A 24,678-nucleotide genomic window follows, 5' to 3' on the forward strand; every position below is an offset into this window, starting at 1 on the left:
TGTTCTCCATTCTCTAAATTTTGCATCACTATTTTTCAAAATTCATCCTTTCAAATCCAAAAAGTTCATACAATCTTTTTGCTATTGAATATTTCATTGTGCTTTCTCCTCCTGTCAAATTCTTTCATGCTTTCTCTAAACAATTTTTTTGAAAAATTCATATTTCCTTACTAAAATAATTTTAGAAACTAAACACTAAATCGAAAGGACGAACGACCATGCAGCTAACTGTTTTTATTTTATTTCTTGCATTTTTAGTATTCGCTGTTGCCTTTTTATTACATAAAATCAGTTTAGGCGTTTTCTTGCTATTTTTCCCTGTAGCTCTGCTTCTATGGTTTAGCCTTCCAGCCATAAAGAAACATAAAACAGACAAAAACACGCACTGATTTTTCACTTTGTCTTCTTGGACCCACTTAAAAATTAATTTCGACTAGTTTATGGCGTCCGAAACTAGAAACCCTAATAGACAACGGTAAATGTAATGTCCTGTTTTTCATTACAAGTGTCTACATGTAGTGCAGCACACAACCTACCTTTTCCAGATAAGCGCTTCCCCATTACGAGAAGCCTTTTCTTTTTTATCAAAAGAAGTGTCAAAGCCTAGATCCCTTAGTAGCTGCTCTGATAAATCTAGGCGCTATAGGTTACTTTCCTTTTTGTATCCTTTCTACGTGCTCCAATTGTTTACCAAGAATCGTCATCATTCTTGTTCATTTACAAAAGTTATTCGCAAGCGTGTACTTCTATGCACCAATTCGTTGTTGTACATAGACTAAGAACGACCTTCGTTCATTCTAAAAAGGACTGGCAATAGTTTGCCCTAACTTTAACTGCTGACCGCTCACGCAACCTTCTTGTGTCCAACATTTCTCTTTTTCACATCATAGAAATCAACCAAAAGTTCCATAACATTTTCAAGCACGTCCAAGAAGACAAATCGTTTTTTATTTAGTTTTCGTAACGTAAAAATTTGCTCATTCCTTTTCCCGTAGGTTTTAACGGGGCACCACGTTGAATTCTACGGCCAATTAAAATACCGTTATGATCATAGACATGTTTAATTTCAGGATAAACATCTTTTAACAAAATTCTCGTCCTTTCTCGTACTTTTTTCTTGGTTCCTTCGAAATAATGCTCTACTTCAATCGCTTCTAACCCATCAATCCGATAGTTTTTACTGCTTTTATGCGTTTCAGAACGTATATTTCTTAACTGGCGTTTTTCCCTAGACGAAAATGTCGTCACTCTTGCGCCATAATACCCAATATCCTCTTTACGTAAGACTCTAATCACAAAAATTCCTCCTCGACATCATCATGAAAAGTTAGCACGCAACAAAAAAGGGGAGATTGCGCCAAATTGCACAATCTCCCCTTTGAAACATCCTACACACAGCAAAAACAGATTATACCAAAATAAGCGTCCCAAAATTCAGTTTCTCAAATGAGAAGAGAAAAAGAATTCAAAGGAAATCAAGAAAAAATGTTTTTCTTTTTGCGCATAAATTGATATAATACAGTTTGTTGTAACGCAGGTTGCAACAAAAGGACCGAGGGCAATTCATACGCTTTGGAGAGCTGAATTGTCTTAATCTCCCGCTAGGACTGCCAATCCTATGGAGACGGTTCTTTTTTTTGTTGCCTGCTAGCTTCTCATGCTTACTTTTAAGCTGGAAACTCAACAAACATTGCATTTATTTAAAGGTGTATTCTTTAATTCTAATAATTTCAAAAAAAGAATAGCATACCCTTAAAAATAATGCAAATAATTTTTTAGATTTACTAGTAAATTGTAATTAACACAAAAATCAACAGTAAAAAGCGAACTCGTGTTCCCTTTGTGTTTGTTTAGAATATACCATTAGCAAAATTTAGTGTCAATATTGATAAACAAATATGCAAATTTGCATACAATATAATCGTGATTGCTTGAAGCAGTTTAAACCCAATTATGGGTAGTTATATCTGGTAGATTCTCAATTTTATTTGAATTTAACTGGTTCTTTTTCTCAATTGCACATTCAACGAATAAGTTGTAAAAAGATTTATAAAATAACCCTTTAGGACTTTTTACAGAAGAATCAGTTTTAATTTTATGCATCACTCTTCGTAAACATTTGTCAATTTCTTCTTGATAATCTTCGCCTAACAAGACTGTAGCATACTCCTTTTCTGCTTTATTTTTAGCTCGAATAATTGTGCCAACTTTTTCATGAGCTTCTTGAATTGTATTTGAAAAAAGAGCAATATATTTTAAGCTGGACTTGTTTAAAAATGTTTGTTCTTGAACTTCATGAAACTGATCTAATAAAATTCGTTGGCGCATCTGCTCTTTATCCGTCTCTTTTGTGTCTATTGTATCTAAAGAATTATTTATATAGATATTATCTTTTACTTGTGCGATTTCAGCATATCCACTATTATTAAGGGTTTCAGCGTTTTTTTCACGGCGTGCGATTTCAGCATATCCACTATTATCAAGGGTTTCAGCGTTTTTTTCACGGCGTGCGATTTCAGCATATCCACTATTATCAAGGGTTTCAGCTTTTGTGTTTGCTGACAGGTATAAATCTTCTTTTTTTAACTCTGGCTGTAAGAGATAATATTTGTTTGCTATGTTTTTTCCAGCTTTCGCATCAAAACCGCCTCTGACAACTTCCAATAAGCCATACTTTTCTAATTCATCTAGGGTAGATTTAACTTTTCCTTGATAGCAATTCAGCATTTCCATGAGATCCTTTTGTTGAAAAATCAAATAAATCATTCCATCTTCGTCAATCCAGTTATTTGTGAGAGCAAGAGAAATTTTGTCTTTAAAAAGCATATAAGCAATCTTAGAACTATCTTTCATAGATTTGTATTTTTCATTTTTCAACAGAAACTGTGGGAATTTCCAAAATAGCTCCGAGTAGCTGTTTTGATAACTATACCCCCGTTCTTTAATATTCGTCATTATTTTAGATACTCCTTTATTAGATATACTTTAATCACATAGTAAGCAATTTAAAAATAGCAAAGACAAAAGGCGTTGGCAAGCAATAATAATAGCTATTTAAATTAGTTACCACTTTAATTCTTGTTAGAAACTATTTAGTTACCACCTCAACTTAATAAAATAAGTATTTACACACCACCATTAATATAAAAATAATTTATTTAGTTACTACCTGAATGTATAATTGTACTCTACTGTAAAGTGAATTACCTACTACTTTTAATAAACAATTAGTTACCACTTTAAATTTATTTAATTACTACTTATTTTGGTATGTAAATGTATAATTATTGGTAATAACGATAGTAATTAAATGAATTAGTTACCACTTTAAATTTATTTAATTACCACTTTAAATATAAAAATATGTGTATTATCTACTACCGAAATTATAATTAGTTACCACCTTCTTGTAGATTAAAAAAAATTGCCTACCACTTTAAATATAAAGATAAATTAATTAATTACCACCTTTAAATAAATTGATTACCACAGTAATTATTATTTAATTGAAATTAATTACTACCTTAAATACTTCTGGTGGCATTTAAACTAGTTATATTTTAGGTGGTATGTTATAATATTTATAAAATTGTACTTAGAGAGGAAGTTGCATGTATGGCAGCAAAGAAATATGTAATTGGTAACTTTAAAGGTGGCGTCGGTAAAAGTACTTGTGCTCAAATGTTTGGATTTGAGTCAGCAAAATTCAAAGAATTAAAAACATTAATCATTGATTTAGATATGCAAGGAAATACTTCTGATGTTATGAACTTAACGCATATGAATTTTTCTAAAGATGAGGGTGGGGGGGAAGGTGAGTTAATCGAATACACAAATACAATTACTGACGTACTTATTTCAAATATTGATCCACATGATGCTATTTATAAGATTATTGAAAATCTGTATATATTACCTGCGGATATGTCGTTTGAATTATACGATGATTGGATTAAAGATAGATTTCCTAATTCAATTGATAAGTTTAAATACATGGAAGAAAAATTATCTCCTCTATTTAATGATTTTGATGTCATTTATTTGGATGTACCTCCATCAATTTCTATTTATAGTAAATCAGCTATGTATATAGCTGATTGGGCTATTGTTGTGTTACAAACTCAAGTTAAATCTATGCGTAATGCTATGCAGTATTTGGAATATATGGACTTCTTTACTAATGAATTTGATACAAATTTAAAAGTTGCTGGTGTTGTTCCATTTATGTTAGAAAGCGGTGATTCCGTAGATAAAGAAATGTATCAACAAGCACAGGAAATCTATGGAGAGCACTTAATTAAAAACGTTGTGCTAAAAAATGCACGACTTAAAAGATATGACGGATCAGGTATCACTACTGAATTAACTAAAAAAGGAAAATTAAAGCAATGGGATAAGAAATGCCATGAATTATTTATCAACATTTTGGACGAATTAGAAGAACATGAACATTGGTATGAAGGGTAGGTGTAAAGAATGGCTGAGATTAAAAACTTAGGTATCTTTGGTAGTAGTAATAAAGGACTAGATAAAATAAAGCAGCGATCAAAGGAGAGGGCAAGAGAAACAACTATAAGTAATATTCCTAAGACTAATAGTACCTTTAGAAGCCAGAAAACAAGCTCTGTAACTCATGAAGTACCTATTCGAAAGAAAAGAAAAGGTGCCCCAATAACAAAATTTGATAAAGTTTACGCTGCAATGCAATCTGTTAAATTATCTGCCCTTACTAATGCTACAGCAAGCATCATGGTTGAAAAGTATGAAACAAATATGAAAAAAGACGAATTATTGAGAAAAGCTTTAAATGAATATATTCGATTAAATCTTTCTCAAGAAGATAAAAATGATTTACTTAATTCTGTTGCCCTTGAATTAGATTTGTTTAGAGAAGCTCATCCTATTATTCCTGATGTAGATATAGACAATAATGTGATACGTTCGTCTGAAGAAATAAAGCAAGAAACGTTTACTGATATAAAGAAACAATGGGGAATCAACGATAAAATAAGAAAATAAAAAAAATACCTACCACTTTAAATAAATATGGTAGGTATTTTTTTATTTAATGATTTTTGTGAAACATATAAAGAGAAGTAAAAATTTTAATACACTTTCTCTACGTATATTAAAATATATTTAAAGTGGTAATCAAATAAGAAGTAAAACATATTAAATATTGATATATAAGTAATATATATTAATAAAAGGTGGTATATAAATGCTATTAAAGTAGTAGCTAAATAAAATAAAAACGTTATTTACGTTATAAGTATAGGAAAAAAGCACTAGATAAAAAGATTAAAGGTGGTAAATAAACCGGACTAAAGTGGTAGGTAAATAAGAAGAAGTGGTATATATTAAATACTGATGTATAAGTAGTGAATTTTAATAAAAGGTGGTATATAAATGCTATTAAAGTAGTAGCTAAATAAAATAAAAACGTTATTTACGTTATAAGTATAGGGAAAAAGCACTAGATAAAATGATTTAAGGTAGTAATTAAATGTATTAAAAGTGGTAAGTAATACATGATAAATATTGATATATAAGTAATAGAAAGAAACAAAATGCAGAATTTGAAATGGATAAACAGCCAGAAATTTTTCTCCAACTTGTTATTTATAGATAGGTTTGTACAGATAATCCTAAGGCGTAATAATCTAAAAATAAGGATTGCTGTTACTTGGTTTTGATTGATTAAAAAAAAATAGAAATATTTTTAACCCTTGTTATACTAAACTTTTTCATCAATAATTTTTTTAGTACGTCTGTAACGTTCCAGGTATAGCAAATAATCGTCTTGCAGTTTTAAAAGGTCTGAATAAACATGATCCATAGTTTTGCTGGCAGACAGGGAAAGAGAATAAATAAATGAGATAGGAAGTGTTTCAATTTTTTTGTTGCGAGTAATCCAAGAAGAAACAGTTCCTTGAGAGAAAGCGTGTAATTCACAAAATTCTTCAACAGTAATCCCTAGTTGCTTGATAATGTATGTGTTGATAGGGTGCGGATATACAAAGGTTTTTCTAGGCATGGTGGGAAATCCTCCTTTTAAATAAATATTAATGCGCTCGCAGTAATATTCTATCAAACTCCAAGCAATAAGGGAAGGCCATTCCTGCTTATTTTTTTGTTGACCTCCTTAAATAATATGTTATACTATAGGTGCGAAGCGAAATTAGTTCAACAGCATAGTTACACCAAAAAGCCCTCCTATTTGCGGTAGGAGGACTTTTTGGCGCTGTTGCGACTTCAGCGTTGGGGCTAAAAGGCAACTGCTTGGATTATCGACTAATCGTCTAGCCAACGATCAACTAGAAAAAGTACTAGACCCACAAGTAGCGGTGAGATAATCAACGAAATTAGTTTCTCAGCCATAGTTACACCACCTTACTTGGCAGTTGCCGCAATAATTATAACATAAATTCAAAATATCCCTATGTACTTTTAAAAACTTCAGTATTTTATTTCATCTATAAATCTCTTTTCCTAACATATACGTTCGCTTACACCAGGAACACTTGTATTTATCAAAATTATTTAACACTCTACTTACCAAACAGCCACACAGCATCCTTCACAAATGTAACGTTTAGAGGGCCCTTCAGCAATGTTTAATCGTTCCCAATCAGATCTTTCATTGATCAAATAAATATGGGCATATGTGTGCGTGTGTTTATGGGCATCATATTTATTTGAATATATACATATTCATGCGTGTGAACATGCGCATAAATATGTTTTGAATCTTTTATGTCTGGCTTTTCCTATAAAAAAATAAGAGTATACCAGTATACTCTTATTTTTGATTTAGTAACAAATTTTTTTAGTTTATCTTTCCAAACCAATGTTTCCTCCGGCATGACCGCCAACTAAGCCCGAACGATTCACAGCTGTTGCTCCATCTAAAAGAGAAGAAGCATGTATCAATGCTTTAAAGCTAAATTTTTGACGTATTTTGTCAATCAAAAAATCCAACTGAGTATCTACAATTTGTTCTTCAGGAACAGAAAAGAGATCTAACTGAAGGGTAGTATCCCAAACCAACTTTCCAAATGAAACGCCTAAATTACGAATGTCTATTCCAGGAACATAGTTTTCTCGAAAAAGCTTTAAAACATGCTCGGTTAACACTTTTGTGTTGTTGCTGCGAGAGATTTTAAGCTATTTTCGCCAACCAGACCTTCCCAGTCAATCAACTTGTCCTTTAGAATAGCCTACAAATACAGATACACATTCCGTTTGACAGTTTGAGTTTCTCAACCTAGTTGTTACCTGATCTGAAAGTTCTTTCAGCACTAATTCAATTTGATCTCTTCTTGCGTAATCTCTAGGTAATACCTGACTATTTCCAAAAGACTTTTCTTTAGCAACTTGTCTTTTTTCTCCTAAAAAACTTCGATCAATACCCCAAGAATGAGCGTACAGCTGTAAACCCATGACACCAAAACGTTGCTTTAGAATATAAGGATCTGCATGAGCTAAATCATGAATGGATTGAATTCCTGACATCTTCAAACGAGCAGCCATTCGCTTACCAATGCCACAAAATTCCGTAATAGGGGAGATAGACCAAACTTTTTCTTGAACATCTTCATATCTCCACTCCGCTACAAAACCAGGTGTATTTTTTGCTTCATTGTCTAATGCTAATTTAGCTAGCAAAGGATTGTCTCCAATTCCAATAGTTACGTACAATTCCATATGATTATAAATCACACGCTGTATAATTTTGGCCAACTTAAATGCTGAATCACAATTAAAGTAGGAGAGAGAAGCAGTAATATCTAAAAAACTTTCATCTACACTAAAGACAGAATGATCTTCGTCGGCAACGAATCTTTTATATAAATTATTGATTTCTTGATTCTTTTTCATATACACATTCATTCTTGGTGGTACAACTAATAAATCAAGGTGATCAGGGACTTCGTCTTTACGAGTCACATTAGAAATTCCTAGAACTTTTTTTGCCATTGGAGAAGCAGCAAGTGCTAATCCACCTGCATTATCAGCCCCACTCATTACTATAAGTATTGTTTTGAGGGGATCTAAGCCACGTTATACACATTCTACGCTCGAATAAAATGATTTTACATCGATACACAGAATGTCACGTCTAGGTTCTTTGGAATAATCAAATTTCATACAAAAAACCACCTTTCCACTCAACATTATACGAACTAAAGTTCGCACAACCAAGCGAACAGCGTTTAGTTTTAACAGTAAAATTTTTTATTATACATATTAATTTTCTCCAAACAGAATAAAGAACCCCACTGTCATCCAAGACAGTGGGGAAATACAAAATATACTAGTTTATATTCAACTACATTATGTTGCTTTATACGGAATTTTGCAATTATTCTAAGCCTTTGAACAAAAATTCTGAATTTTCCATTTCTAATTCTTCATATTTAAATCTCAATCTTCATTATACCGCATCAACATAAAAATCTTGTATAATTTCACTTTCATTTATAGATTTTATTTTGATTTCTGAAGTATAATCTGCTACATAAAAATAAATTTTAGATGTACTCAAAATTTATAACGGAAAAGACCACACCAATTAATTTGATTAACCTTTTTCTATTTGATTATAAAATTAGTTAGAACTCATGACTGATTCTTTTCTAAAGCTAATACTAAAATACCCCCACGAATAAATATTATTATTCAATTTCTATTAATACTTTTTCAAATATTTAACGAAATAGAATATTGAGCATTTCTTCTGGAAAATATCTTTATTAATAGAAAAATCCAAAGAAATGACGTCTCCAAATTATTTTTGAACAACATTTTTTCGTTAGTCAGTATCCATTTTATTACTTAAAAGCAATATATTCGAACTATCCCTATCAAATGAAATAAAACATATAATAGAAACTATGGCAATAGGTAAAAATAATAAAATAGTTGATCCCCAAGTATCTTCTGTTGCCACTCCAACTGCTATCATTGGTTGAAAGTCAAAAAAAGCATGAAAAAGAATAGCTAACCATATACCATTAGTCCATACTCTTATTGCTGCAAATGCCAACCCCAAAGCCGTTGCATAAAATACTTGTTGCAATGTAGCCGTCAAGGTTTGCCCTGACAGATTAATTAAGTGCATCAGTCCAAATAAAAAAGATGAGCTAACTCCTGCTAACAAAAACTTATTTTTACTATTCTTAAAAAAATCAAGAAATATAGTAAATGCAAGAACTCTAATTAAAAATTCTTCTAGAATACCTGCACTCAATGCTACTCCACCTGCTACAATAACTAATTTTGCTCCTCCAGTCATTATTTCTTTCAAATCATACAATTTATCTAAGAAAAAAAAAGAAAGGACAAAAAAAGATAATACTAAAATAATAAATAAAATATTGCTTATTTCACTGAATTTTATTTTAGTTTTAGTTATTTTAATTGTTCCCACTAATAAAAATGAAATATAAGCTAATATAGACGAAGTACCTAATGTGTAAATCGTGCTCATAACAGTCCCCTCTTGTAAGTCTAAAAATGGAAAGATAATACCACATATTATAAATCCAAAATACACAAATAAAACATATCTTAATTTATACAGCTTTTTATAATTGTAATTCATAAAATTCTCCTTCTTTGTTATATAATTTAAATTTCCAATAATTATCTTTCAATAGAAATGTTCACAATACTCTGTATAGTTAACTTCTATTTACTAAATAAAATTACTCTTGCACACTTGTTTCTCATAACATCTTGGTTAACCCAAGATATATTCTGCTAAAAAAAAGATTTCATTCGTTATCTATATATGTCATAAAAAAAAGATTGATTAGATCCAAATACCGATAGACGCCCAGCCTCTATATTTTTGGCCCTCTTTAGTCACAAATTTTTGCAATTCAATAATTGATTCAGGCATTTCAAAATGATGTCTTGCTAAATACTCACTATGAATTGTACTTAATTTATAACAGATTTCACCGATATTTATTTCATTAGTTGTCAATCTTTTGGCACATTCAAATAACTTATTTTTTACCCCCTCATATTCATTTATTTTAGGATCGTCATACGCTTTACTAAGTAAATCCAATAATTCTTGTTGTTTATCCATTTTAAACTAATCCTTCCTATCTAGGAGCCCAAGGGCCATGTTGACCCCAACCATTAACAATAATTTTTCCAATTTCTCTTGAAGCTTTATTCCAGTCTAGCCAACATTTTTGCTTATTACAAATTACAATATAAAACATTTCCGTAATACGTTGCAGATTCTACATTTGTTCCTAATGCTGTAAAACCAATCCCAATCATGTCACAAATAACTTAGCCTTTAACTAATTTCTTTTTCATGAATGTTCACCTCGAAAATAAAAATTAGAAAACGTCTTCTATATAGAAATTATAGAACTATTGGTATAGTTTTGTAAATGTTAAAACAAAAGAATTTTCCTAACATTTTTGTAAGTTGGTATTCATCAATTTCAATTGTTTTTTACCTGATTATTGTACCATTTCATTCAAAACAAATATTGCCATCAATACTTTCTTTTTATAAAATAGCCTTGATGTCTATATAAAAATTTTCAAATTAACAAGGAGAAATGAAACCGATGCTTATCATGCTGCTAGTCATTGTTGCTATGTATTTTTATCTGTTTCGTACACAAAAAAAGCAACAAAAAGAACGACAAGATTTTTTAAACAATTTACAACCAGGAGACGCTGTTGTGACTATTTGAGGGTTACATGGAGTAATTTCTGAAATATCTTCAGATAAAAAGAAGGTAACTCTTGACTGTGAAGGCGCACTTTTCGACTTCGATCAACAATCTGTACGAACGAAAAAATAAGCAGAAAGGAATCCCTCTCTGCTTATTTTTTTCTTTTATTTGGCAAAGAATAGCCTAATTCTTTCAACTGTTTTTTCGTGACCACATGACGAAATTCTCCATCAAAAACGATCACTGTATATTGATTTATCACTTCAACTTTTCCTTTGAGCGTTTGTCCCATAACAGATTGACAATGCACAAATGATCCGATATCTATTAAATCCTTACTTTTTTTGGCCAAAACACAACCTCCGAAAATAATAATTAAAACCACCTATCTAGTAGGTGGTTTGGAAGAAATAGTCTCTGAAGAACAATTTCAACGTAACAGTCTATAAAAATTTTATCGTATTTACTTTCCTATTTCAATCTTAACTTCCCTAAAAAATCTTGGTACAATTATTCATGACTTTTATTTAACTAGGAGGAAATCATGAATATACTCTTCTTAAGTATCTGCCTTTTTTATATAGCCACTATCTTAACAGGAATTTATCACTGGTGGCGTAATAAAAATAAGTAGAGAATCTACCCAGATCCTACTTTAAAATAAAAAAGCAACAACCACAAAAAATTCGAGGTATTACTTTATACATACTGACACTATTCTATTGAGGAAATAGTTGTTGCCTATTATTATTTTATCAAGATTTTACCTTTTTTCAATTCTTTTTTGTGCGTATTTCTACATAAGAACCGTTGCTTAATTTATATTCTTTTTTACAGCTACTGCACTTAAAATGATTATATTTTCCCAACTCTCTTCTAGCCAATTGACCACAATCACAATCAACATAAGTAACTACATTTGTCTTATTCCACGTAGTAATTTCTATTTCCCAATGATCATATTGTTTTCGAACAATCATCTTAATTCTCTCCATTTCTAAAGCTATATCTTGCAACCATTTCTTTATATTCTTGTTTTATCTTAGGCTGAACTTGTAATACTTCTTCGGCCAACTCTAATAATAGTTTTTCCGCTTTTACTGACATCGTATCAAAAATAAACATTGGCTGATTTTCTTTTTCGACACGTTTTTTGTATCTTTGATAATTTGCAGAATAGAGCCGACCATTTGACATTTTTTCTATTCCGTATTCTGAAATCAAAGGATTTTCCAACATCTGAATAATCTTCTCTTTATTTTCCATAATAACTACTCCTGAATTATTTCTCATTAAGTAACTGTTCTTCCTTTGCTTGTTTCTTGATTCGTTTGAGAGTAGATAAAGAAATACCTGTTTTCCTTTCCACTTCTCGCATGCTATTTGTTTCCATTAACTCTAGTGCATGTTTGTATTTATCATTCAACACTCTTTTAGGACGTCCTTCTCGATAGTTCTTATTATTTGACCGGTGCCACTGTTTTCCTTCTTGCGTTCTTGTCACGATTAAATCTCTTTCAAATTGTGCAAAACTCCCTAACATGTTCATCATTAATGTTTGCATAGAATCACTTTTATTCGGCTCAAAGGTTAGGGAATTATCTAAGAAGGTGATAGTCACTCCTGAATGGTTTAAAGAAGAGATAATCGAATTTAAATCAACGATACTTCTAGCTAGCCGATCAATTTTCGTCACTAAAACTTTATCGCCAGGTTTTACAATAGATAGTAGTTCTTCTAATTCTTTTCTTCCTTCTTTTTTTGTTCCCGTATATTTTTCACTGAATATTTTTTCTGCTCCGGATTTTTCTAGTTTTTGAATCTGGGTTTTGTAATCTTGATTACTAGTACTCACTCTTGAATAACCATAAATAGACAAAATTTCTTCACCTTTTCTGAACATAAGTTTTTGACACCTGATAATTCCAAGTATATCACGAAAAAACAAAGAGGTCAAAAACTTTTAAGTTTCTGAACCTAACAAATTAATCCTAAAATATCTAATCTCAATTATTTAACTAAATTACACTAAGTTAATTCAATTTAGTATATAAGCGTTTGAAACTATTTAATTATTTAGTATAATAAAAGACAAGAGGTGATTGTATGTTAACCACAAAATCTAGAAAACAAGGAAGTTCTGTAGTATTGACATTACCATCTAACAACGGACAGAAACCAAAAGCAGACCAAGAATATATAGTGATGTATTCTGATGATGGGACAATTACGTTAGTTCCTAAATTACAAGATCCATTTAGTGGGGGAGCAGAAGGGGAGTACTACGAAAAAGATGAATGGCATGACATTGAACCTGGAGGGAGAGAATTATTTTAATGAGTGACGAAAAGAAATATATTCCTAAAAAGGGCGATATTGTATGGATAGATTTCGATACTTCAGCTGGAAAAGAAATACAGAAAAGACGTCCAGGTCTAGTAGTTTCTAGATATGAGTTTAATAGAAAGACGATGTTTGCAGTAATTTGTCCCATAACTTCTACAATTAAAAATATGCCCACTCGTTATACATTACCTGATGAAATGGAAACTCATGGACAAGTCGTTATTTCCCAATTAAAATCTTTAGATTTTACAGAAAGAAAGTTAAGCCAAATAGAACATTTACCATTAAAGGATATGGCTAAAATAGATCAAATCATTGAATACATTTTTTAATTATAATAGGAAGAAAGAATACATATAATATTTAATGTTCATGAATTCTTTCTTTTTATAACGTTTATTTACTATAACGTATTATAGTAAATAGACAGAAAGGAGGATAAATTGAACCTAAGAAAAATAGAACATGAAATTGAAGAAATATTGTCTAAGGATACTCATTCATGGGTGCGTCTATACGAGCTAATAAGAGAAGTAGAATATAGTAAATTATGGCGTAATGAGTATAGTTCTTTTACACAGTGGATTAAACATTTAGCATATGTAACAGGAGTAACTGAATCTCTAATATGGAAAAGAAAAAAAGCAGGAGAAATATACTTTGACTACCAACAACGAGCAAGAAGTAGGGGAGTTAGTGTTCCTAACATAGAGGACGTAGAAGTCAGTCCAGATAACTTTGAATTAGTAGAAAAAATTAGCCAAGGAAACAGCCAAATAAAAGATGAATTAATGCAACAAGTTTTAGCAAAAGATATTAAGCGATCTGATTTAGTAAACACTTGGTCAACTATTAAAACGATTCAAGCTAAAGAGGGTGGGGGAATCGTTAAAAAGAATAGATACTCCAAAATTGATAGTAGTGACGAACAAATATTTACTATATCTGATTTTTCGTTTGCATTGTCAGAAGGTTCGTGGTTACAAATTGCTAAGAATTCATATCACAAAGGAAAATCAGTTTATAAGCTAATTCCCAATTTTTCTTTTTATTCTTCGTTATTGATGAGATCTGTTACTTTAGATTTTTTATTGCTAGAAAACGTGTCTAGTAAATATACACAAGAATTAAATACACATAGCATCGAAATAGTTTTTTCGGATAACAAACTTAACAATATAATTTTAAATACTAAAACTAATTATAGCTGGGTCGTTGTTCCTGAAGATATCTCACTCATTGCACTTAAACAGCTTCCTAAAGAAATAGGGTTATTAAAAATTTCATCTAAAAGAATAATACAAGTTGTTAGGAATGCAGCACTTACTAATGAAACTAGTAAATTAGATATTTTACAAGCATTCATCGTTAAAACTATATAAATTAATATCTTATATGTAGAAAAAAAGTGTTTATTATACATCATCAATAATCTATCATGACGATGCAGCATATCTCAAAAATGGCATTGAGTTTATTTTTACCATATGAAAAAATGGGAATAGCAAGTGTCTTTATATTTTTGATTGTTATGTAGATTTCGTGCTAAAATACATTGAAAAACTTAGCATGAAAGTTGAAAGAGTTATTGAAAAAAAAGGATTAATAATTAATAGGCGGTGAATTCAGTTGTTAGAAAACAAATTAGGTATTATTAACCAACTTGAGTTAAACAGAGTTGAGGAACGTGTCAGTAAAGAAAAGGCAAAACAATTATATGACTCTGGAGATATTGACAGAGTAGAAATTGGAACATTCAAAGGGCTATCATATATTCATAATTATTTGTTTGAAGATATTTATGAATTTGCAGGTAAAGTTAGAAGTCAAAATATTTCTAAAGGAAATTTTCGCTTTGCACCAGTAATGTACCTAGAAATCGCTTTAGAACATATAGATAAAATGCCCCAAAGAAATTTAGATGAAATTGTAGCCAAATATGTTGAAATGAACATTGCACATCCTTTTCGTGAGGGCAATGGTAGAGCAACGAGAATATGGTTAGACTTAATTTTGAAAAAAGAATTAAAGCAGGTTGTAGATTGGAACTTAATTGATAAAGAAGATTATTTATCTGCAATGGAAAGAAGTCCAGTCAAAGATTTGGAAATTAAATATTTAATCTCAAATGCTTTAACTGATAAAATTAATGATAGAGAAATCTTCATGAAGGGTATTGATATTAGCTATTATTATGAAGGATACACCGAATACAATGTTGAGGACTTATAAATTAAAGGCTTCATTTTAAAGAAAAATTCAAGTTGTTACGCATGCAGCACTTACCAATGAGACTAGTAGTTTATATGTCTTACAAGCGTTCATTGTTAAAACCGTTTAACTTAACCTTTTATATGTAATAATAAAAAACATTTATTATTTTTCATTAATGATCTATCCTATTAATGTACCATACAACAGAAGAAGGGAATGGTTAAATGAAAATTTCAGCTAAATTATTTGTTCTAGGAATAGGCCTAACTTTTGGAGGTCTTATAACGAGTATTCCAGCAGAAGCAAAAAATATTGTGACGAGTAACTATGAATTAGGAAGTTTTGCTCAAAATGACCCTGTCAATTATTCCTTACTAAGAAGTAAACGCAGCCTCAGTGAAACACCTCCTAGAGTGGATTTTATCGATATTTCCTCTCATAATGGAGAGATTTCTGTAGAACAATTTCAAAAGATGAAAAACATGGGAATTAAAGGCGTAGTAGTTAAATTAACTGAAGGAACAACCTACAAAAACCCGTTAGCCCCTAGTCAAATTACCAATGCCAAAAAAGCAGGTCTAACTGTTTCAACATATCATTTTTCTTGGTTTGAAAATCAACAAGAAGCAATTGATCAAGCCAATTACTATGCGGATTACGCAGAAGAATTAGGACTATCCCAAAATAGTGTCATGGTTAATGATGCAGAAACCACACCAATGATTAACGCAGATGCCACAAAAGTTTCTGTCTACTTTAGAGATCAATTAGCAAAACGTGGCTTCAAAAATGTTGTCCATTATTCTAGCGCTAGTTGGTTCAATAATAATTGGATGGAATATGACGTTTTAGGTAAAGAAAATAGTTGGGTAGCAGAATGGCCGGCGAACCCAAGTGCTAATAACTTATTGCACACAGATACAGCCGCTTGGCAATGGAGTAGTCAAGGTTCTTTTGATTTCATTCCTGGATCTAACTTTGACTTCAACGTAGATTACCTAGGACGCTTTACTACTAACTAAAAAAGAGCGATTCTTTTTAGAATCGCTCTTCTTTCTGTCTAATCGACCACTGAATAAACATACCTAAAATACTTCACCAGATAAATAGACAGTCGTTTTCCGCCGACTGTCTAAGACTAAGATAGATTTGTAAAGAAGTGAATAACATACTTTACATAATAGAATTTTAACATATACAAATAAAATGAGCTAAATTTTAGTATCTTAAATACATTAGTTATTATGTTATATATTTAAATGTAAATTATTCAACGCAGGTTTTTGTTTGTTAGTTTCAAGTAAAAGCTTGCAAAGTTATTCATGATTCTGTATTCTTATATTTATATTAAAGGAGGTGGTTTAATTGACAAGTGATTCGATAGAAGGTGAGCAGAGAACTTTAGTATGTTTATCCTATTTCTTAATTGAATAAGAATACAGTAGTGCATCAAAAATTACTTTTCATTACCAGGATAGTAATAGATGGGCTTTTTTGTGTTTAACTATATTAAGATAGGGGTTTAAAATAATTTATGGAAGAAAAAAATATATACCAATTAAATATTAATGAAGTATTAAGAAAATACAATATATCAGATTTAGAAAATGGTTTAACAGATAAACAAGTTAAAGAAAGTTTGTTAATTTACGGATTAAATAAATTAGAGTCAAAGAAGATACCAAAATGGAAACTACTTCTTAGACAATTTAATAACATGATAATCTATATTTTATTGTTTTCGGCATTGCTTACATTGATAATGGGACATATCTCAGATGCCCTTATTATTGCATTAGTGGTTATTGTCAATGCACTGATTGGCTATTATCAAGAGGCAAGTGCCTCAGACGCTTTAGAGCGAATCCAAGAAATGCTATCTTCTGAGGCAACTGTGTATAGAGACGGGATCAGAAAAGATATTCTTTCCGAAGAAGTAGTTGTTGGTGATGTTGTCTTTTTAGAAGCTGGTGATAATGTTCCAGCGGATTTAAGAATCGTTGAAGCCGATAATTTGAGGATCCAAGAATCTGCTCTGACTGGTGAACCTGATTCTGTAGAGAAGACTGAAGAATCTTTAGAAACGACAGGCATACCACTTGCTGAAAGAGTTAATTTAGCTTTTGCTTCAACTTCTGTTACTTCTGGTAGTGGCATAGGAGTTGTAACTTCAATTGGTGAAAAGACTGAAATAGGAAAAATATCAACTGATGTTAATAATACGGAAACTAGAAAAACTCCACTCATGAAAGAGATAGATGGCTTAGGTAAAGGAATTACTTATGTCATCATGGCGGTAGCAATAGCTTTGTTTGTTTTTAGTTTGATTTTAGAGACTTATTCTTTGTCAGTGCTATCTCTTGCCGTAGTTACAATGATTGTGGGGTCTATCCCTGAGGGATTACCAGCCACAACTTCCGTTGTTCTAGCAATGGGTGTGAGTGATATGGCTAAGAACAAGAATACAATAGTTAAGACCTTGCCTGCTGTAGAAACATTAGGCTCTGTAGATGTTGTAGCTACAGATAAAACAGGAACTTTAACTAAAAATGAAATGACTGTTAAAGATATTATTTTTTACAAAAAATATCTTCAAGTTACAGGAGATGGATACAAACCCAAAGGAGAGATTCTTCATAATGATTCTCCAGTTGTAGTCGATAACCAACTTGAATTGTTTTTAGAAGCTGGGTTTGAAGCTAATGATACGGTGCTGGTGAAAGAAGAGGACCGTTGGACAATTAATGGAGAGCCTACAGATGGTTCTTTCTTAACGTTGTTTTATAAGCAATATTCTTATCCTGAGAAACCAGACTATGAAGAAATAGACATGTTACCATTTGACTCAGACTATCGATACATGGCAAAGCTTGTTGAAAATAGTCACAAAGAACGGATTATTTTTATAAAAGGTTCTCCCGATAAACTTTTTCCAATGGCACAATCTTTTGATTCTTCATTTGACGAGAAATATTGGTTTCAACAAGTAACAGAACTTTCTGAGGAAGGAAAAAGAGTTGTTGCTGTTGGATTCAAAAAAGTCTCTTCAGATATTGAGGAAGTGACACATGAATTACTTAGTCAGGGTATAGATTTACTGGGAATTGCAGGAATCATTGACCCTCCAAGAGAAGAAGTTATTCATGCCTTAAAAGAAATGAATCGTGCGGGTGTGCATGTCAAGATGATAACGGGTGACCATCCTTTAACAGCCAAAGCAATAGGTGAAAAACTTTGTTTAGCTCCTAAGATAAACGTGGTCACTGGTGCAGAACTTGACAGTATGTCACACGATGAGTTTAAGAATGCAGTGTTGTATAATCAAGTATTTGCAAGAACCACACCAAAAAATAAAATGGATATTGTGGAAGCTTTACAAGAAAGTGGAAAAGTAACTGCAATGACGGGTGATGGTGTCAATGATGCTCCCGCTTTAAAGAAAGCAGATATTGGTGTAGCCATGGGAATGAACGGAACTGATGTTGCAAAAGATTCTGCGGATATGATTCTAACAGATGATAATTTTGGAACAATGTCTGTAGCCATCAGAGAAGGTAGAAGAATTTACGATAATATCAAGAAGAGCATATTATTCCTTCTGCCAACATCTTTTGCTGAAGGTTTAATCATTGCTTTTACAATTTTGACGCAAAAAGAAATGCCATTACAACCAACACAATTATTATGGATTAATATGGTATCAGCAATTACAATTCAGTTTGCTTTTATCTTTGAGCCTGCTGAAAAGGGGATTATGCATAGAAAACCACGTAAAAATGGGAATCGTTTGTTAAACAATCATGATATATGGCAAATGGCTTACGTATCGGTTTTGATGGCTCTGATAAGTATTATTTCATATGAATGGTTATTAGCAGAAGGTGTTAGCCAAGCAGTTGCTAGTACTATGATGATTAATGTTGTGGTATTGAGTAAGATATTCTACTTATTCAATATTCGTACTAGTCAACCGGTAATATCAAAAAGTTTCTTTAGTAATCCAAAAGCCTTTGTAATAATTTTGATTATGATTGTTCTTCAGCTAATTTTGACCTATGTCCCATTTATGCAATCTTTGTTTTACACTTCTGGGATGTCAATAATTCCCTGGGGTATTTCGATTGCATCGGGTATTGTCATTCTTATTATCACAGAAATTGACAAGTTACTTAGGCTAAAAACAAATAAACAAACGTAATAGCAATATATCAGACAAAAAATAAAAATTCGACTAGAAAAATCTAGTCGAATTTTTTAGTGTAAAAGCAGTTGGTGGATAATAACTGTATGTTCTCTTGTGCTATAATTGGCATAAAAGTGAATATACATTTCAGGAGATGATTTAGTAATGGGATTAAATGCATTTTTAACAGGATTAGCCAATTTAGAAAAAATAAGGAGAGCTCCAGGTTTTTTTAAATATACTGAACACACAGTAGCTGCCCATTCATTTAGAGTAGCAATGATTGCTCAAACTTTAGCTGATATAGAAGAGTTGTCCGGGAATAATATTAATTGGCAAACTCTCTATGAAAAGAGTCTAAATCATGATTATACGGAAAGATTTATTGGTGATATAAAAACACCAGTGAAATATGCTAATAAAGAATTACGCAGCATGTTAGCTTCTGTTGAAGAAAGCATGACAGAAGCTTTTATAAATCAAGAAATTCCTAATGAGTTTCAAAAAATTTATCAAAGAAGACTTTCAGAAGGAAAAGATGATACTTTGGAAGGTCAAATTTTATCCGTTGCAGATAAAATAGACTTAATGTATGAATCATACGAAGAAATTTCTAAATCAAATCCAGATAATGTATTTAAGGATATGTTTTTCGATGCAGTAATAACCGTAAAACAATATAGAACGCTAAGTAGTGTCGAATATTTTTTTGAAAATATTTTTCCAGAACTAATCCAAGATGATTTTTATGGTAAACTTTCGTTTCAAAAAGAAATAGAAGCTATCCTTAATGATTGAATATCTAATAATTAAAAAAATTTTTAGAATAGAAAAATTCTTTTTCATATGCAGTAACACCTAAAAGTTAGATATAAAAATCTAACTTTTAGGTTTTTTTTGTATTATTTATTAGGTATTTAAATAGATTATTCTATTTAAACTTGAACAATAAGAAAAAAACTATATTTTTTCCTTGCTATGGAACCAGTTTCATCATTTATTCTAAATTTGTAAAAATAGAGGAGGGAAGAAAATGTTTACAAATATCGAAATACAAGGAGAAAAAGGTAATCAATTGATCTATGTACGTTTAACAATTGAAGGAGATACTTTGGTCTTGAAGAGTCTTACTGGCAGTGATCGTGGAAAATTAAGAATGATTCCACTGAATGAAATCGAAAAGCAGGTTTTCGATAATTATTTTGGAGGACAAAGGTGGTCTTTTGAATACTTAGGGGTTACTTGGAAGATTTTTGAATATGGTACAGGACTCTTCTCGTATATTCAAAAGAATTTACAGCTGCTAACTTATTAATAAAAAAGACTTAAAGTTCAAGTCTTTTTTGTTTCAGTAAAAGTATCTGCTAGTGCATAACTAATTCTAAATAATTATAAATGTTACTAAAGGATAGTATAGTTTCTTAATTTTAAATTCCTAATAAATCGTTCGAATTAAATAATATTACTTCTATACCAAATAAAAATAATTTAATTCCCTTTTTTTAAATGGTTAATTCTAGTAGATTTCCTTCAGGATCTTTTACTATAGATTCATAATAACCATCACCAGTCCACCTAGGGCCATTTAATATTTCAAATCCATCTTTAATGAATTGCGTAGTCATTCGATTTACGTCTGATACTTCACCAACTTTAATTGCTAGGTGAGCAAAACCTAAAGAAAAATTATTACCATCAACTAATCCAGATTTATTTTGAATCTCCAAACGGGCACCATCTTTAAAAATTAAAAAATAAGAACGAAAGCCTGTTTTAGAGTTATGGTAAAGTTCAGTTGCAGTAGCGTTAAAGTAAGTTGTATAAAAATCCTTCATCATTTCTAAATTGTTTACCCAAAGTCCGATATGTTCAATTTCCATTTGATATTCACTTCTTCCTGTTTATTTTGTAAAATTTATTGTAAGATTACTATAATTTATGGAACGCGTTCCAAGTCAAGGAGAAAAAAATGCATACTATTTCAGATATTGCAAAAATTGCTGGAGTTTCAAAAACGACTGTTTCCCGAGTATTAAATGATGAAAAATATGTTTCTGATAAGTTACGACAACGTGTTAAAAAAATTGCAGACGAGTTAGGTTATATTCCGAACGGTAATGCTATTAGTCTTAGTACTGGAAAAACATATACTCTAGGTGTCTTGTTGCCAGCGTATGATAATTGTTATGACGAACTGTTAAACTCGATTTTATTAAATGCAAAAGAAAAAGACTATCATGTTATGGTATTGCCTAGTTATTATGAATTTATTACTGAAAAAAACTACTATGAAATGTTTCGTCGTAAAGTCATAGACGGTCTAATTCTAGCTTCCATAAATGCTCCAGAAAATATAATTATAGATTTACAAAAATATGGGAAAATAGTCTCTGCTGAAAAGCTAGATAACAGAGATATAACTATGATTTATCCTGATAGAACAGCTGCGTATAAAACTTTATTTGGTCATTTAAAAACGCTAGGTAAGAAAAGAACTGTGTTTACTTTAGAACGATCACCAGAGGTTAGTAAAAGCTCTCTAAATAAAATTAAGTCTTTCCAAAATTATTTTACTGAACCCATAGAAAATAAAGATTTTTTCATTGGAATTAAAAGCTTTAATGATGGTTATCAGTTAGGTAAACATTTGGCAAAATCTCAAAATGTTCCTGAAATAATATATACGAGCGGTGATCAAATAGCAGCAGGTGTTATTAAGGCTTTTAACGAGAATAAGATTAAACATGGAGAAGATTATCAAATTATTGGAGAAGGAAACACACCGTATAGTCAAACTTTGAACTTTTCTTCTATCGATTTTCGTTTAACTGAAATTGGTGAACTCCTCGTTACACACATAGTTTCTGACGTTGAACAAGAAAGTAAATCATTTACACCTAATATTTTATTTCGTGGTCATTTAGAATAATATAGTTAGTCATTTTCTTTTTTTGAATTTATACTACTAAAAAATTAGCATTATTTGAAGTAAACTTCAAATAATGCTAAAATATTCGTGTAATAGAAGTTTAGTTCAAAGGAGTGGAAAAAGTGTTTCAAAGACCTATTTATCTTAATCAGCTTATTCAGTTTAAAGATTCTGACTTCATTAAAGTTATTACGGGAGTTCGTCGTTCCGGAAAGTCAGTCTTATTAATGCTTTTTAAAGAATATTTACTAGAAGAAGATGTGTCTGAAGACCATATAATTTACATTAATTTTGAAAGTTTTGAATATCAAGCAATTAAGACTGAAGAAAAATTTCGTAAAAAGATCAAGGAATTACTTCCTAAAGATAATAAAAAAATATATTTATTGTTCGATGAAATCCAAGTTGTGGAAGGTTGGCAAAGAGTTGTTAATGGTATTCGTGTTAGTTATGATAGCGATATCATTATTACAGGATCAAACGCAAATATGCTCTCAGGAGAATTAGCTACGCTTTTAAGTGGTCGCTATATTGAAATTCCGATTTATCCACTTTCTTTCCAAGAGTTTTTAAGTGTAAAAGGAATTGAAGTAAATTCTCGTAAAATAGATAGTGCTTATGATGAGTATGAAAAATATGGTGGATTTCCTAGTGTTGTTATTGCAGAAGAGGCTATTAAAGATACTATTTTATCTGGAATCTTTGATACAATCGTTTTAAATGATGTTGCATTGAGATCTGGTGTAAAAGATCCTACTGCTTTAAAATCAATCATTAGTTTTTTGTCAGATAATGTTGGTCAGTTAGTTAATTCTTCAAAAATCGTTAATACTTTAAAGAGCGAAGGTGTTGAAACGACTGCTCATACAGTAAATCGATACCTAGATTTACTTGAGAATGGTTATCTATTTTATCGAGTAAAACAGTATGACATTCGAGGAAGAGAGTATCTTAGAACTAACGGGAAATATTTTATTGTAGACTCTGGATTACGTAGAAATGCTATAGGCAGAAAAGACGGTAATTATAGTAACCGTTTAGAAAATATTGTTTTTATAGAATTAAAAAGAAGAGGATACACTATAGACGTTGGCAGACTCGATAATAAAGAAATTGATTTTGTTGCAAGAAGATTAGACGAGACTCTTTACGTCCAAGTAACTTATGAATTACCAAATAACACACATGAAACTGATAATCTTTTAAATATCAAAGACAACTATAAAAAAATAGTTATAACTGGTAGGTATCATGATATAGAGCAAATAAATGGTATTCCAATTATTTATATTGTAGATTGGTTATTGGATGAATAGTCAAAATTTATTAGTATTAGATGAACAATTACAAAAATACAGTAGTGAATGACCGTTAAGCTGACTTTCTATTTATGTATTATATTTGTTCAAGATAAAAGAAACATATACACTGTTTACGAGTTTCTATACCACTGTTGCTGTTGAAACCTCCTTAAGTTATTATGATTAAAGCAACAACTTAAGGAGGTTTTTGTTTGACAAACTTATGTTTACTTTTGGTAATCATATAGCTTCTTAAAATTTAAACTTGATAGAAGGGAAAGTACAAAGCATGCAAATTAGAAAAATAGATAAAAAAGATTTTTCAATAGTTTCTAAAATGATTCGAGAATCTTTTGAACATACGGAGCATGGATATGGTAACGAAGCTGAATTAGTCGATAAGATACGCGCTAGTACCACATACATTCCTGCTTTAGAAATGGTTGCTGTTGACAATGATAACTCTATAATAGGTCATGGATTATTAAGTGAAGTAAAAATTATTGATTCTGACAATGTTGCTCATGTGGGATTAGTTTTGGCTCCACTTGATGTGGCAGTTAATCATCAAAATAAAGGAATAGGAAGTAAAATATTAATAGAGTTAGAAAAAGCAGCGACAGAAATGCATTATCGATTCATCAGCATTCTTGGCCATCCTGACTATTATCCTAGATTTGGCTATATGCCAGCAAGTAAATACAATATCGAGGCACCTTTTGATGTCTCCGATGAACTATTTATGATAAAACCATTATATGATGATGCACTAGATTCAATTAGTGGAACAATAAAATATTCTGATGCTTTTAATGAATAATGCAATAGGAGCTGGTATTAGCTCCTATTGCATGTTGTTATCTGGATTTACCGAAAAATTAGTACTTTTAATCCCAAAAATCTAAAAAGAAACGTAACCGTTATAAAATAAAACATCCGTACAGTCACACACTTAAATCGGTCATTAAGAATATGTAAATCTACTACATAAAC

The 24,678-nt window shown here is 31.0% G+C and carries 24 protein-coding genes and 2 pseudogenes; 14 read left to right on the forward strand and 12 right to left on the reverse strand.

What is annotated here, in order from left to right; genetic code table 11:
- Window positions 1-951 precede the first annotated feature (951 nt).
- Both traE and IGK82_RS13595 read right to left on the reverse strand, forming a co-directional pair.
- Window positions 952-1,296 (reverse strand): type IV conjugative transfer system protein TraE, encoded by a 345-nt coding sequence (gene traE, locus IGK82_RS13590; protein ID WP_430605177.1) that lies wholly within the window; start codon window positions 1,294-1,296, stop codon window positions 952-954.
- A gap of 645 nt (window positions 1,297-1,941) precedes the next feature.
- A complete protein-coding gene (locus tag IGK82_RS13595; RefSeq protein WP_430605178.1) occupies window positions 1,942-2,955 on the reverse strand; it encodes a replication initiator protein A in 1,014 nt (337 codons plus the stop codon).
- A gap of 660 nt (window positions 2,956-3,615) precedes the next feature.
- On the opposite strand from IGK82_RS13595, the gene IGK82_RS13600 reads away from it, so the two are divergent.
- Window positions 3,616-4,467, forward strand: coding sequence for a ParA family protein (locus IGK82_RS13600; protein ID WP_010829216.1), 852 nt, complete (start codon window positions 3,616-3,618; stop codon window positions 4,465-4,467).
- A gap of 9 nt (window positions 4,468-4,476) precedes the next feature.
- Window positions 4,477-5,019 (forward strand): hypothetical protein, encoded by a 543-nt coding sequence (locus tag IGK82_RS13605; protein ID WP_016622199.1) that lies wholly within the window; start codon window positions 4,477-4,479, stop codon window positions 5,017-5,019.
- 718 nt (window positions 5,020-5,737) lie between these two features.
- Here the strand turns inward: IGK82_RS13605 and IGK82_RS13610 are convergent.
- From IGK82_RS13610 to IGK82_RS13630, 5 genes and pseudogenes are all read right to left on the reverse strand, one after another.
- Complete coding sequence (locus IGK82_RS13610; RefSeq protein ID WP_016622659.1) at window positions 5,738-6,037, reverse strand: hypothetical protein; 300 nt, start codon at window positions 6,035-6,037, stop codon at window positions 5,738-5,740.
- A gap of 797 nt (window positions 6,038-6,834) precedes the next feature.
- Window positions 6,835-8,151, reverse strand: a pseudogene (locus IGK82_RS13615) (Y-family DNA polymerase).
- Between the two features lie 664 nt (window positions 8,152-8,815).
- On the reverse strand, window positions 8,816-9,607 hold the full coding sequence (locus tag IGK82_RS13620) for a CPBP family intramembrane glutamic endopeptidase (RefSeq protein WP_016622696.1): 792 nt from the start codon (window positions 9,605-9,607) through the stop codon (window positions 8,816-8,818).
- 210 nt (window positions 9,608-9,817) lie between these two features.
- Window positions 9,818-10,102: a bacteriocin immunity protein gene (locus tag IGK82_RS13625; RefSeq protein ID WP_016622697.1), complete on the reverse strand. Its 285-nt coding sequence runs from the start codon at window positions 10,100-10,102 to the stop codon at window positions 9,818-9,820.
- Between the two features lie 16 nt (window positions 10,103-10,118).
- Window positions 10,119-10,302 (reverse strand): annotated as a pseudogene (locus tag IGK82_RS13630) (leucocin A/sakacin P family class II bacteriocin).
- Between the two features lie 299 nt (window positions 10,303-10,601).
- Between IGK82_RS13630 and IGK82_RS13635 the strand changes: the two are divergent.
- Window positions 10,602-10,730 (forward strand): preprotein translocase subunit YajC, encoded by a 129-nt coding sequence (locus IGK82_RS13635; RefSeq protein WP_240186078.1) that lies wholly within the window; start codon window positions 10,602-10,604, stop codon window positions 10,728-10,730.
- 133 nt (window positions 10,731-10,863) lie between these two features.
- Here IGK82_RS13635 and IGK82_RS13640 read toward each other — a convergent pair whose 3' ends face one another.
- From IGK82_RS13640 to IGK82_RS13655, 4 genes are all read right to left on the reverse strand, one after another.
- A complete protein-coding gene (locus IGK82_RS13640) occupies window positions 10,864-11,064 on the reverse strand; it encodes a hypothetical protein (RefSeq protein WP_010709164.1) in 201 nt (66 codons plus the stop codon).
- Window positions 11,065-11,485: 421 nt separating this feature from the next.
- The gene (locus IGK82_RS13645; RefSeq protein WP_430605179.1) at window positions 11,486-11,707 is read right to left on the reverse strand and encodes a hypothetical protein; all 222 of its coding nucleotides are present in this window, start codon (window positions 11,705-11,707) and stop codon (window positions 11,486-11,488) included.
- Window positions 11,694-12,005 (reverse strand): hypothetical protein, encoded by a 312-nt coding sequence (locus IGK82_RS13650; protein ID WP_430605180.1) that lies wholly within the window; start codon window positions 12,003-12,005, stop codon window positions 11,694-11,696. The genes IGK82_RS13645 and IGK82_RS13650 overlap by 14 nt, the downstream gene beginning before the upstream one ends.
- On the reverse strand, window positions 11,995-12,615 hold the full coding sequence (locus tag IGK82_RS13655; RefSeq protein ID WP_430605181.1) for a recombinase family protein: 621 nt from the start codon (window positions 12,613-12,615) through the stop codon (window positions 11,995-11,997). The genes IGK82_RS13650 and IGK82_RS13655 overlap by 11 nt, the downstream gene beginning before the upstream one ends.
- A gap of 203 nt (window positions 12,616-12,818) precedes the next feature.
- On the opposite strand from IGK82_RS13655, the gene mazE reads away from it, so the two are divergent.
- From mazE to IGK82_RS13695, 8 genes are all read left to right on the forward strand, one after another.
- Window positions 12,819-13,049, forward strand: coding sequence for a type II toxin-antitoxin system PemI/MazE family antitoxin (gene mazE, locus IGK82_RS13660; protein WP_010775692.1), 231 nt, complete (start codon window positions 12,819-12,821; stop codon window positions 13,047-13,049).
- Window positions 13,049-13,390 (forward strand): type II toxin-antitoxin system PemK/MazF family toxin, encoded by a 342-nt coding sequence (locus IGK82_RS13665; RefSeq protein ID WP_010775693.1) that lies wholly within the window; start codon window positions 13,049-13,051, stop codon window positions 13,388-13,390. The genes mazE and IGK82_RS13665 overlap by 1 nt, the downstream gene beginning before the upstream one ends.
- Before the next feature lie 111 nt (window positions 13,391-13,501).
- Entirely contained in the window at window positions 13,502-14,440 is a 939-nt protein-coding gene (locus tag IGK82_RS13670; RefSeq protein ID WP_016622486.1) for a hypothetical protein, read from the forward strand.
- A gap of 247 nt (window positions 14,441-14,687) precedes the next feature.
- Window positions 14,688-15,290, forward strand: a complete 603-nt coding sequence (fic, locus tag IGK82_RS13675; protein WP_010821245.1) for a protein adenylyltransferase Fic — start codon at window positions 14,688-14,690, stop codon at window positions 15,288-15,290.
- A 206-nt stretch (window positions 15,291-15,496) separates the two neighbouring features.
- On the forward strand, window positions 15,497-16,294 hold the full coding sequence (locus IGK82_RS13680) for a GH25 family lysozyme (protein WP_016622485.1): 798 nt from the start codon (window positions 15,497-15,499) through the stop codon (window positions 16,292-16,294).
- 512 nt (window positions 16,295-16,806) lie between these two features.
- Complete coding sequence (locus tag IGK82_RS13685; RefSeq protein ID WP_016632613.1) at window positions 16,807-19,470, forward strand: HAD-IC family P-type ATPase; 2,664 nt, start codon at window positions 16,807-16,809, stop codon at window positions 19,468-19,470.
- 150 nt (window positions 19,471-19,620) lie between these two features.
- Window positions 19,621-20,253 carry a YfbR-like 5'-deoxynucleotidase gene (locus IGK82_RS13690; protein WP_016622483.1) on the forward strand — a complete coding sequence of 211 codons (633 nt, stop codon included), beginning with the start codon at window positions 19,621-19,623 and terminating at the stop codon, window positions 20,251-20,253.
- Window positions 20,254-20,488: 235 nt separating this feature from the next.
- A complete protein-coding gene (locus tag IGK82_RS13695; RefSeq protein ID WP_016622482.1) occupies window positions 20,489-20,770 on the forward strand; it encodes a hypothetical protein in 282 nt (93 codons plus the stop codon).
- Window positions 20,771-20,957: 187 nt separating this feature from the next.
- Here the strand turns inward: IGK82_RS13695 and IGK82_RS13700 are convergent, their stop codons facing one another.
- The gene (locus tag IGK82_RS13700; protein WP_016622481.1) at window positions 20,958-21,335 is read right to left on the reverse strand and encodes a VOC family protein; all 378 of its coding nucleotides are present in this window, start codon (window positions 21,333-21,335) and stop codon (window positions 20,958-20,960) included.
- Between the two features lie 89 nt (window positions 21,336-21,424).
- Here IGK82_RS13700 and IGK82_RS13705 point away from each other — a divergent pair, with 89 nt between their 5' ends.
- The 3 genes from IGK82_RS13705 to IGK82_RS13715 all read left to right on the forward strand — a co-directional run bounded on the left by IGK82_RS13705 (window position 21,425) and on the right by IGK82_RS13715 (window position 24,505).
- Window positions 21,425-22,384, forward strand: coding sequence for a LacI family DNA-binding transcriptional regulator (locus IGK82_RS13705; RefSeq protein ID WP_016622480.1), 960 nt, complete (start codon window positions 21,425-21,427; stop codon window positions 22,382-22,384).
- A gap of 122 nt (window positions 22,385-22,506) precedes the next feature.
- A complete protein-coding gene (locus IGK82_RS13710; protein ID WP_025194140.1) occupies window positions 22,507-23,700 on the forward strand; it encodes an ATP-binding protein in 1,194 nt (397 codons plus the stop codon).
- 274 nt (window positions 23,701-23,974) lie between these two features.
- Window positions 23,975-24,505 carry a GNAT family N-acetyltransferase gene (locus IGK82_RS13715; protein WP_016622478.1) on the forward strand — a complete coding sequence of 177 codons (531 nt, stop codon included), beginning with the start codon at window positions 23,975-23,977 and terminating at the stop codon, window positions 24,503-24,505.
- The last annotated feature ends 173 nt before the right edge of the window (window positions 24,506-24,678 follow it).

The organism is Enterococcus sp. AZ197, from assembly GCF_050556405.1.
GTDB lineage: Bacteria > Bacillota > Bacilli > Lactobacillales > Enterococcaceae > Enterococcus > Enterococcus faecalis.

Bases quoted from the DNA above. Each gene is read 5' to 3' on its own strand.
- IGK82_RS13610 (WP_016622659.1), bottom strand. From the start codon at position 6,037: ATGCCTAGAAAAACCTTTGTATATCCGCACCCTATCAACACATACATT.
- IGK82_RS13635 (WP_240186078.1), top strand. From the start codon at position 10,602: ATGCTTATCATGCTGCTAGTCATTGTTGCTATGTATTTTTATCTGTTT.
- IGK82_RS13680 (WP_016622485.1), top strand. From the start codon at position 15,497: ATGAAAATTTCAGCTAAATTATTTGTTCTAGGAATAGGCCTAACTTTT.
- IGK82_RS13695 (WP_016622482.1), top strand. From the start codon at position 20,489: ATGTTTACAAATATCGAAATACAAGGAGAAAAAGGTAATCAATTGATC.
- IGK82_RS13600 (WP_010829216.1), top strand. From the start codon at position 3,616: ATGGCAGCAAAGAAATATGTAATTGGTAACTTTAAAGGTGGCGTCGGT.
- IGK82_RS13650 (WP_430605180.1), bottom strand. From the start codon at position 12,005: ATGAGAAATAATTCAGGAGTAGTTATTATGGAAAATAAAGAGAAGATT.
- IGK82_RS13655 (WP_430605181.1), bottom strand. From the start codon at position 12,615: ATGTTCAGAAAAGGTGAAGAAATTTTGTCTATTTATGGTTATTCAAGA.
- IGK82_RS13665 (WP_010775693.1), top strand. From the start codon at position 13,049: ATGAGTGACGAAAAGAAATATATTCCTAAAAAGGGCGATATTGTATGG.
- IGK82_RS13690 (WP_016622483.1), top strand. From the start codon at position 19,621: ATGGGATTAAATGCATTTTTAACAGGATTAGCCAATTTAGAAAAAATA.
- IGK82_RS13645 (WP_430605179.1), bottom strand. From the start codon at position 11,707: ATGGAGAGAATTAAGATGATTGTTCGAAAACAATATGATCATTGGGAA.
- IGK82_RS13620 (WP_016622696.1), bottom strand. From the start codon at position 9,607: ATGAATTACAATTATAAAAAGCTGTATAAATTAAGATATGTTTTATTT.
- IGK82_RS13595 (WP_430605178.1), bottom strand. From the start codon at position 2,955: ATGACGAATATTAAAGAACGGGGGTATAGTTATCAAAACAGCTACTCG.
- IGK82_RS13715 (WP_016622478.1), top strand. From the start codon at position 23,975: ATGCAAATTAGAAAAATAGATAAAAAAGATTTTTCAATAGTTTCTAAA.
- IGK82_RS13605 (WP_016622199.1), top strand. From the start codon at position 4,477: ATGGCTGAGATTAAAAACTTAGGTATCTTTGGTAGTAGTAATAAAGGA.
- IGK82_RS13705 (WP_016622480.1), top strand. From the start codon at position 21,425: ATGCATACTATTTCAGATATTGCAAAAATTGCTGGAGTTTCAAAAACG.
- IGK82_RS13700 (WP_016622481.1), bottom strand. From the start codon at position 21,335: ATGGAAATTGAACATATCGGACTTTGGGTAAACAATTTAGAAATGATG.
- mazE (WP_010775692.1), top strand. From the start codon at position 12,819: ATGTTAACCACAAAATCTAGAAAACAAGGAAGTTCTGTAGTATTGACA.
- IGK82_RS13685 (WP_016632613.1), top strand. From the start codon at position 16,807: ATGGAAGAAAAAAATATATACCAATTAAATATTAATGAAGTATTAAGA.
- IGK82_RS13625 (WP_016622697.1), bottom strand. From the start codon at position 10,102: ATGGATAAACAACAAGAATTATTGGATTTACTTAGTAAAGCGTATGAC.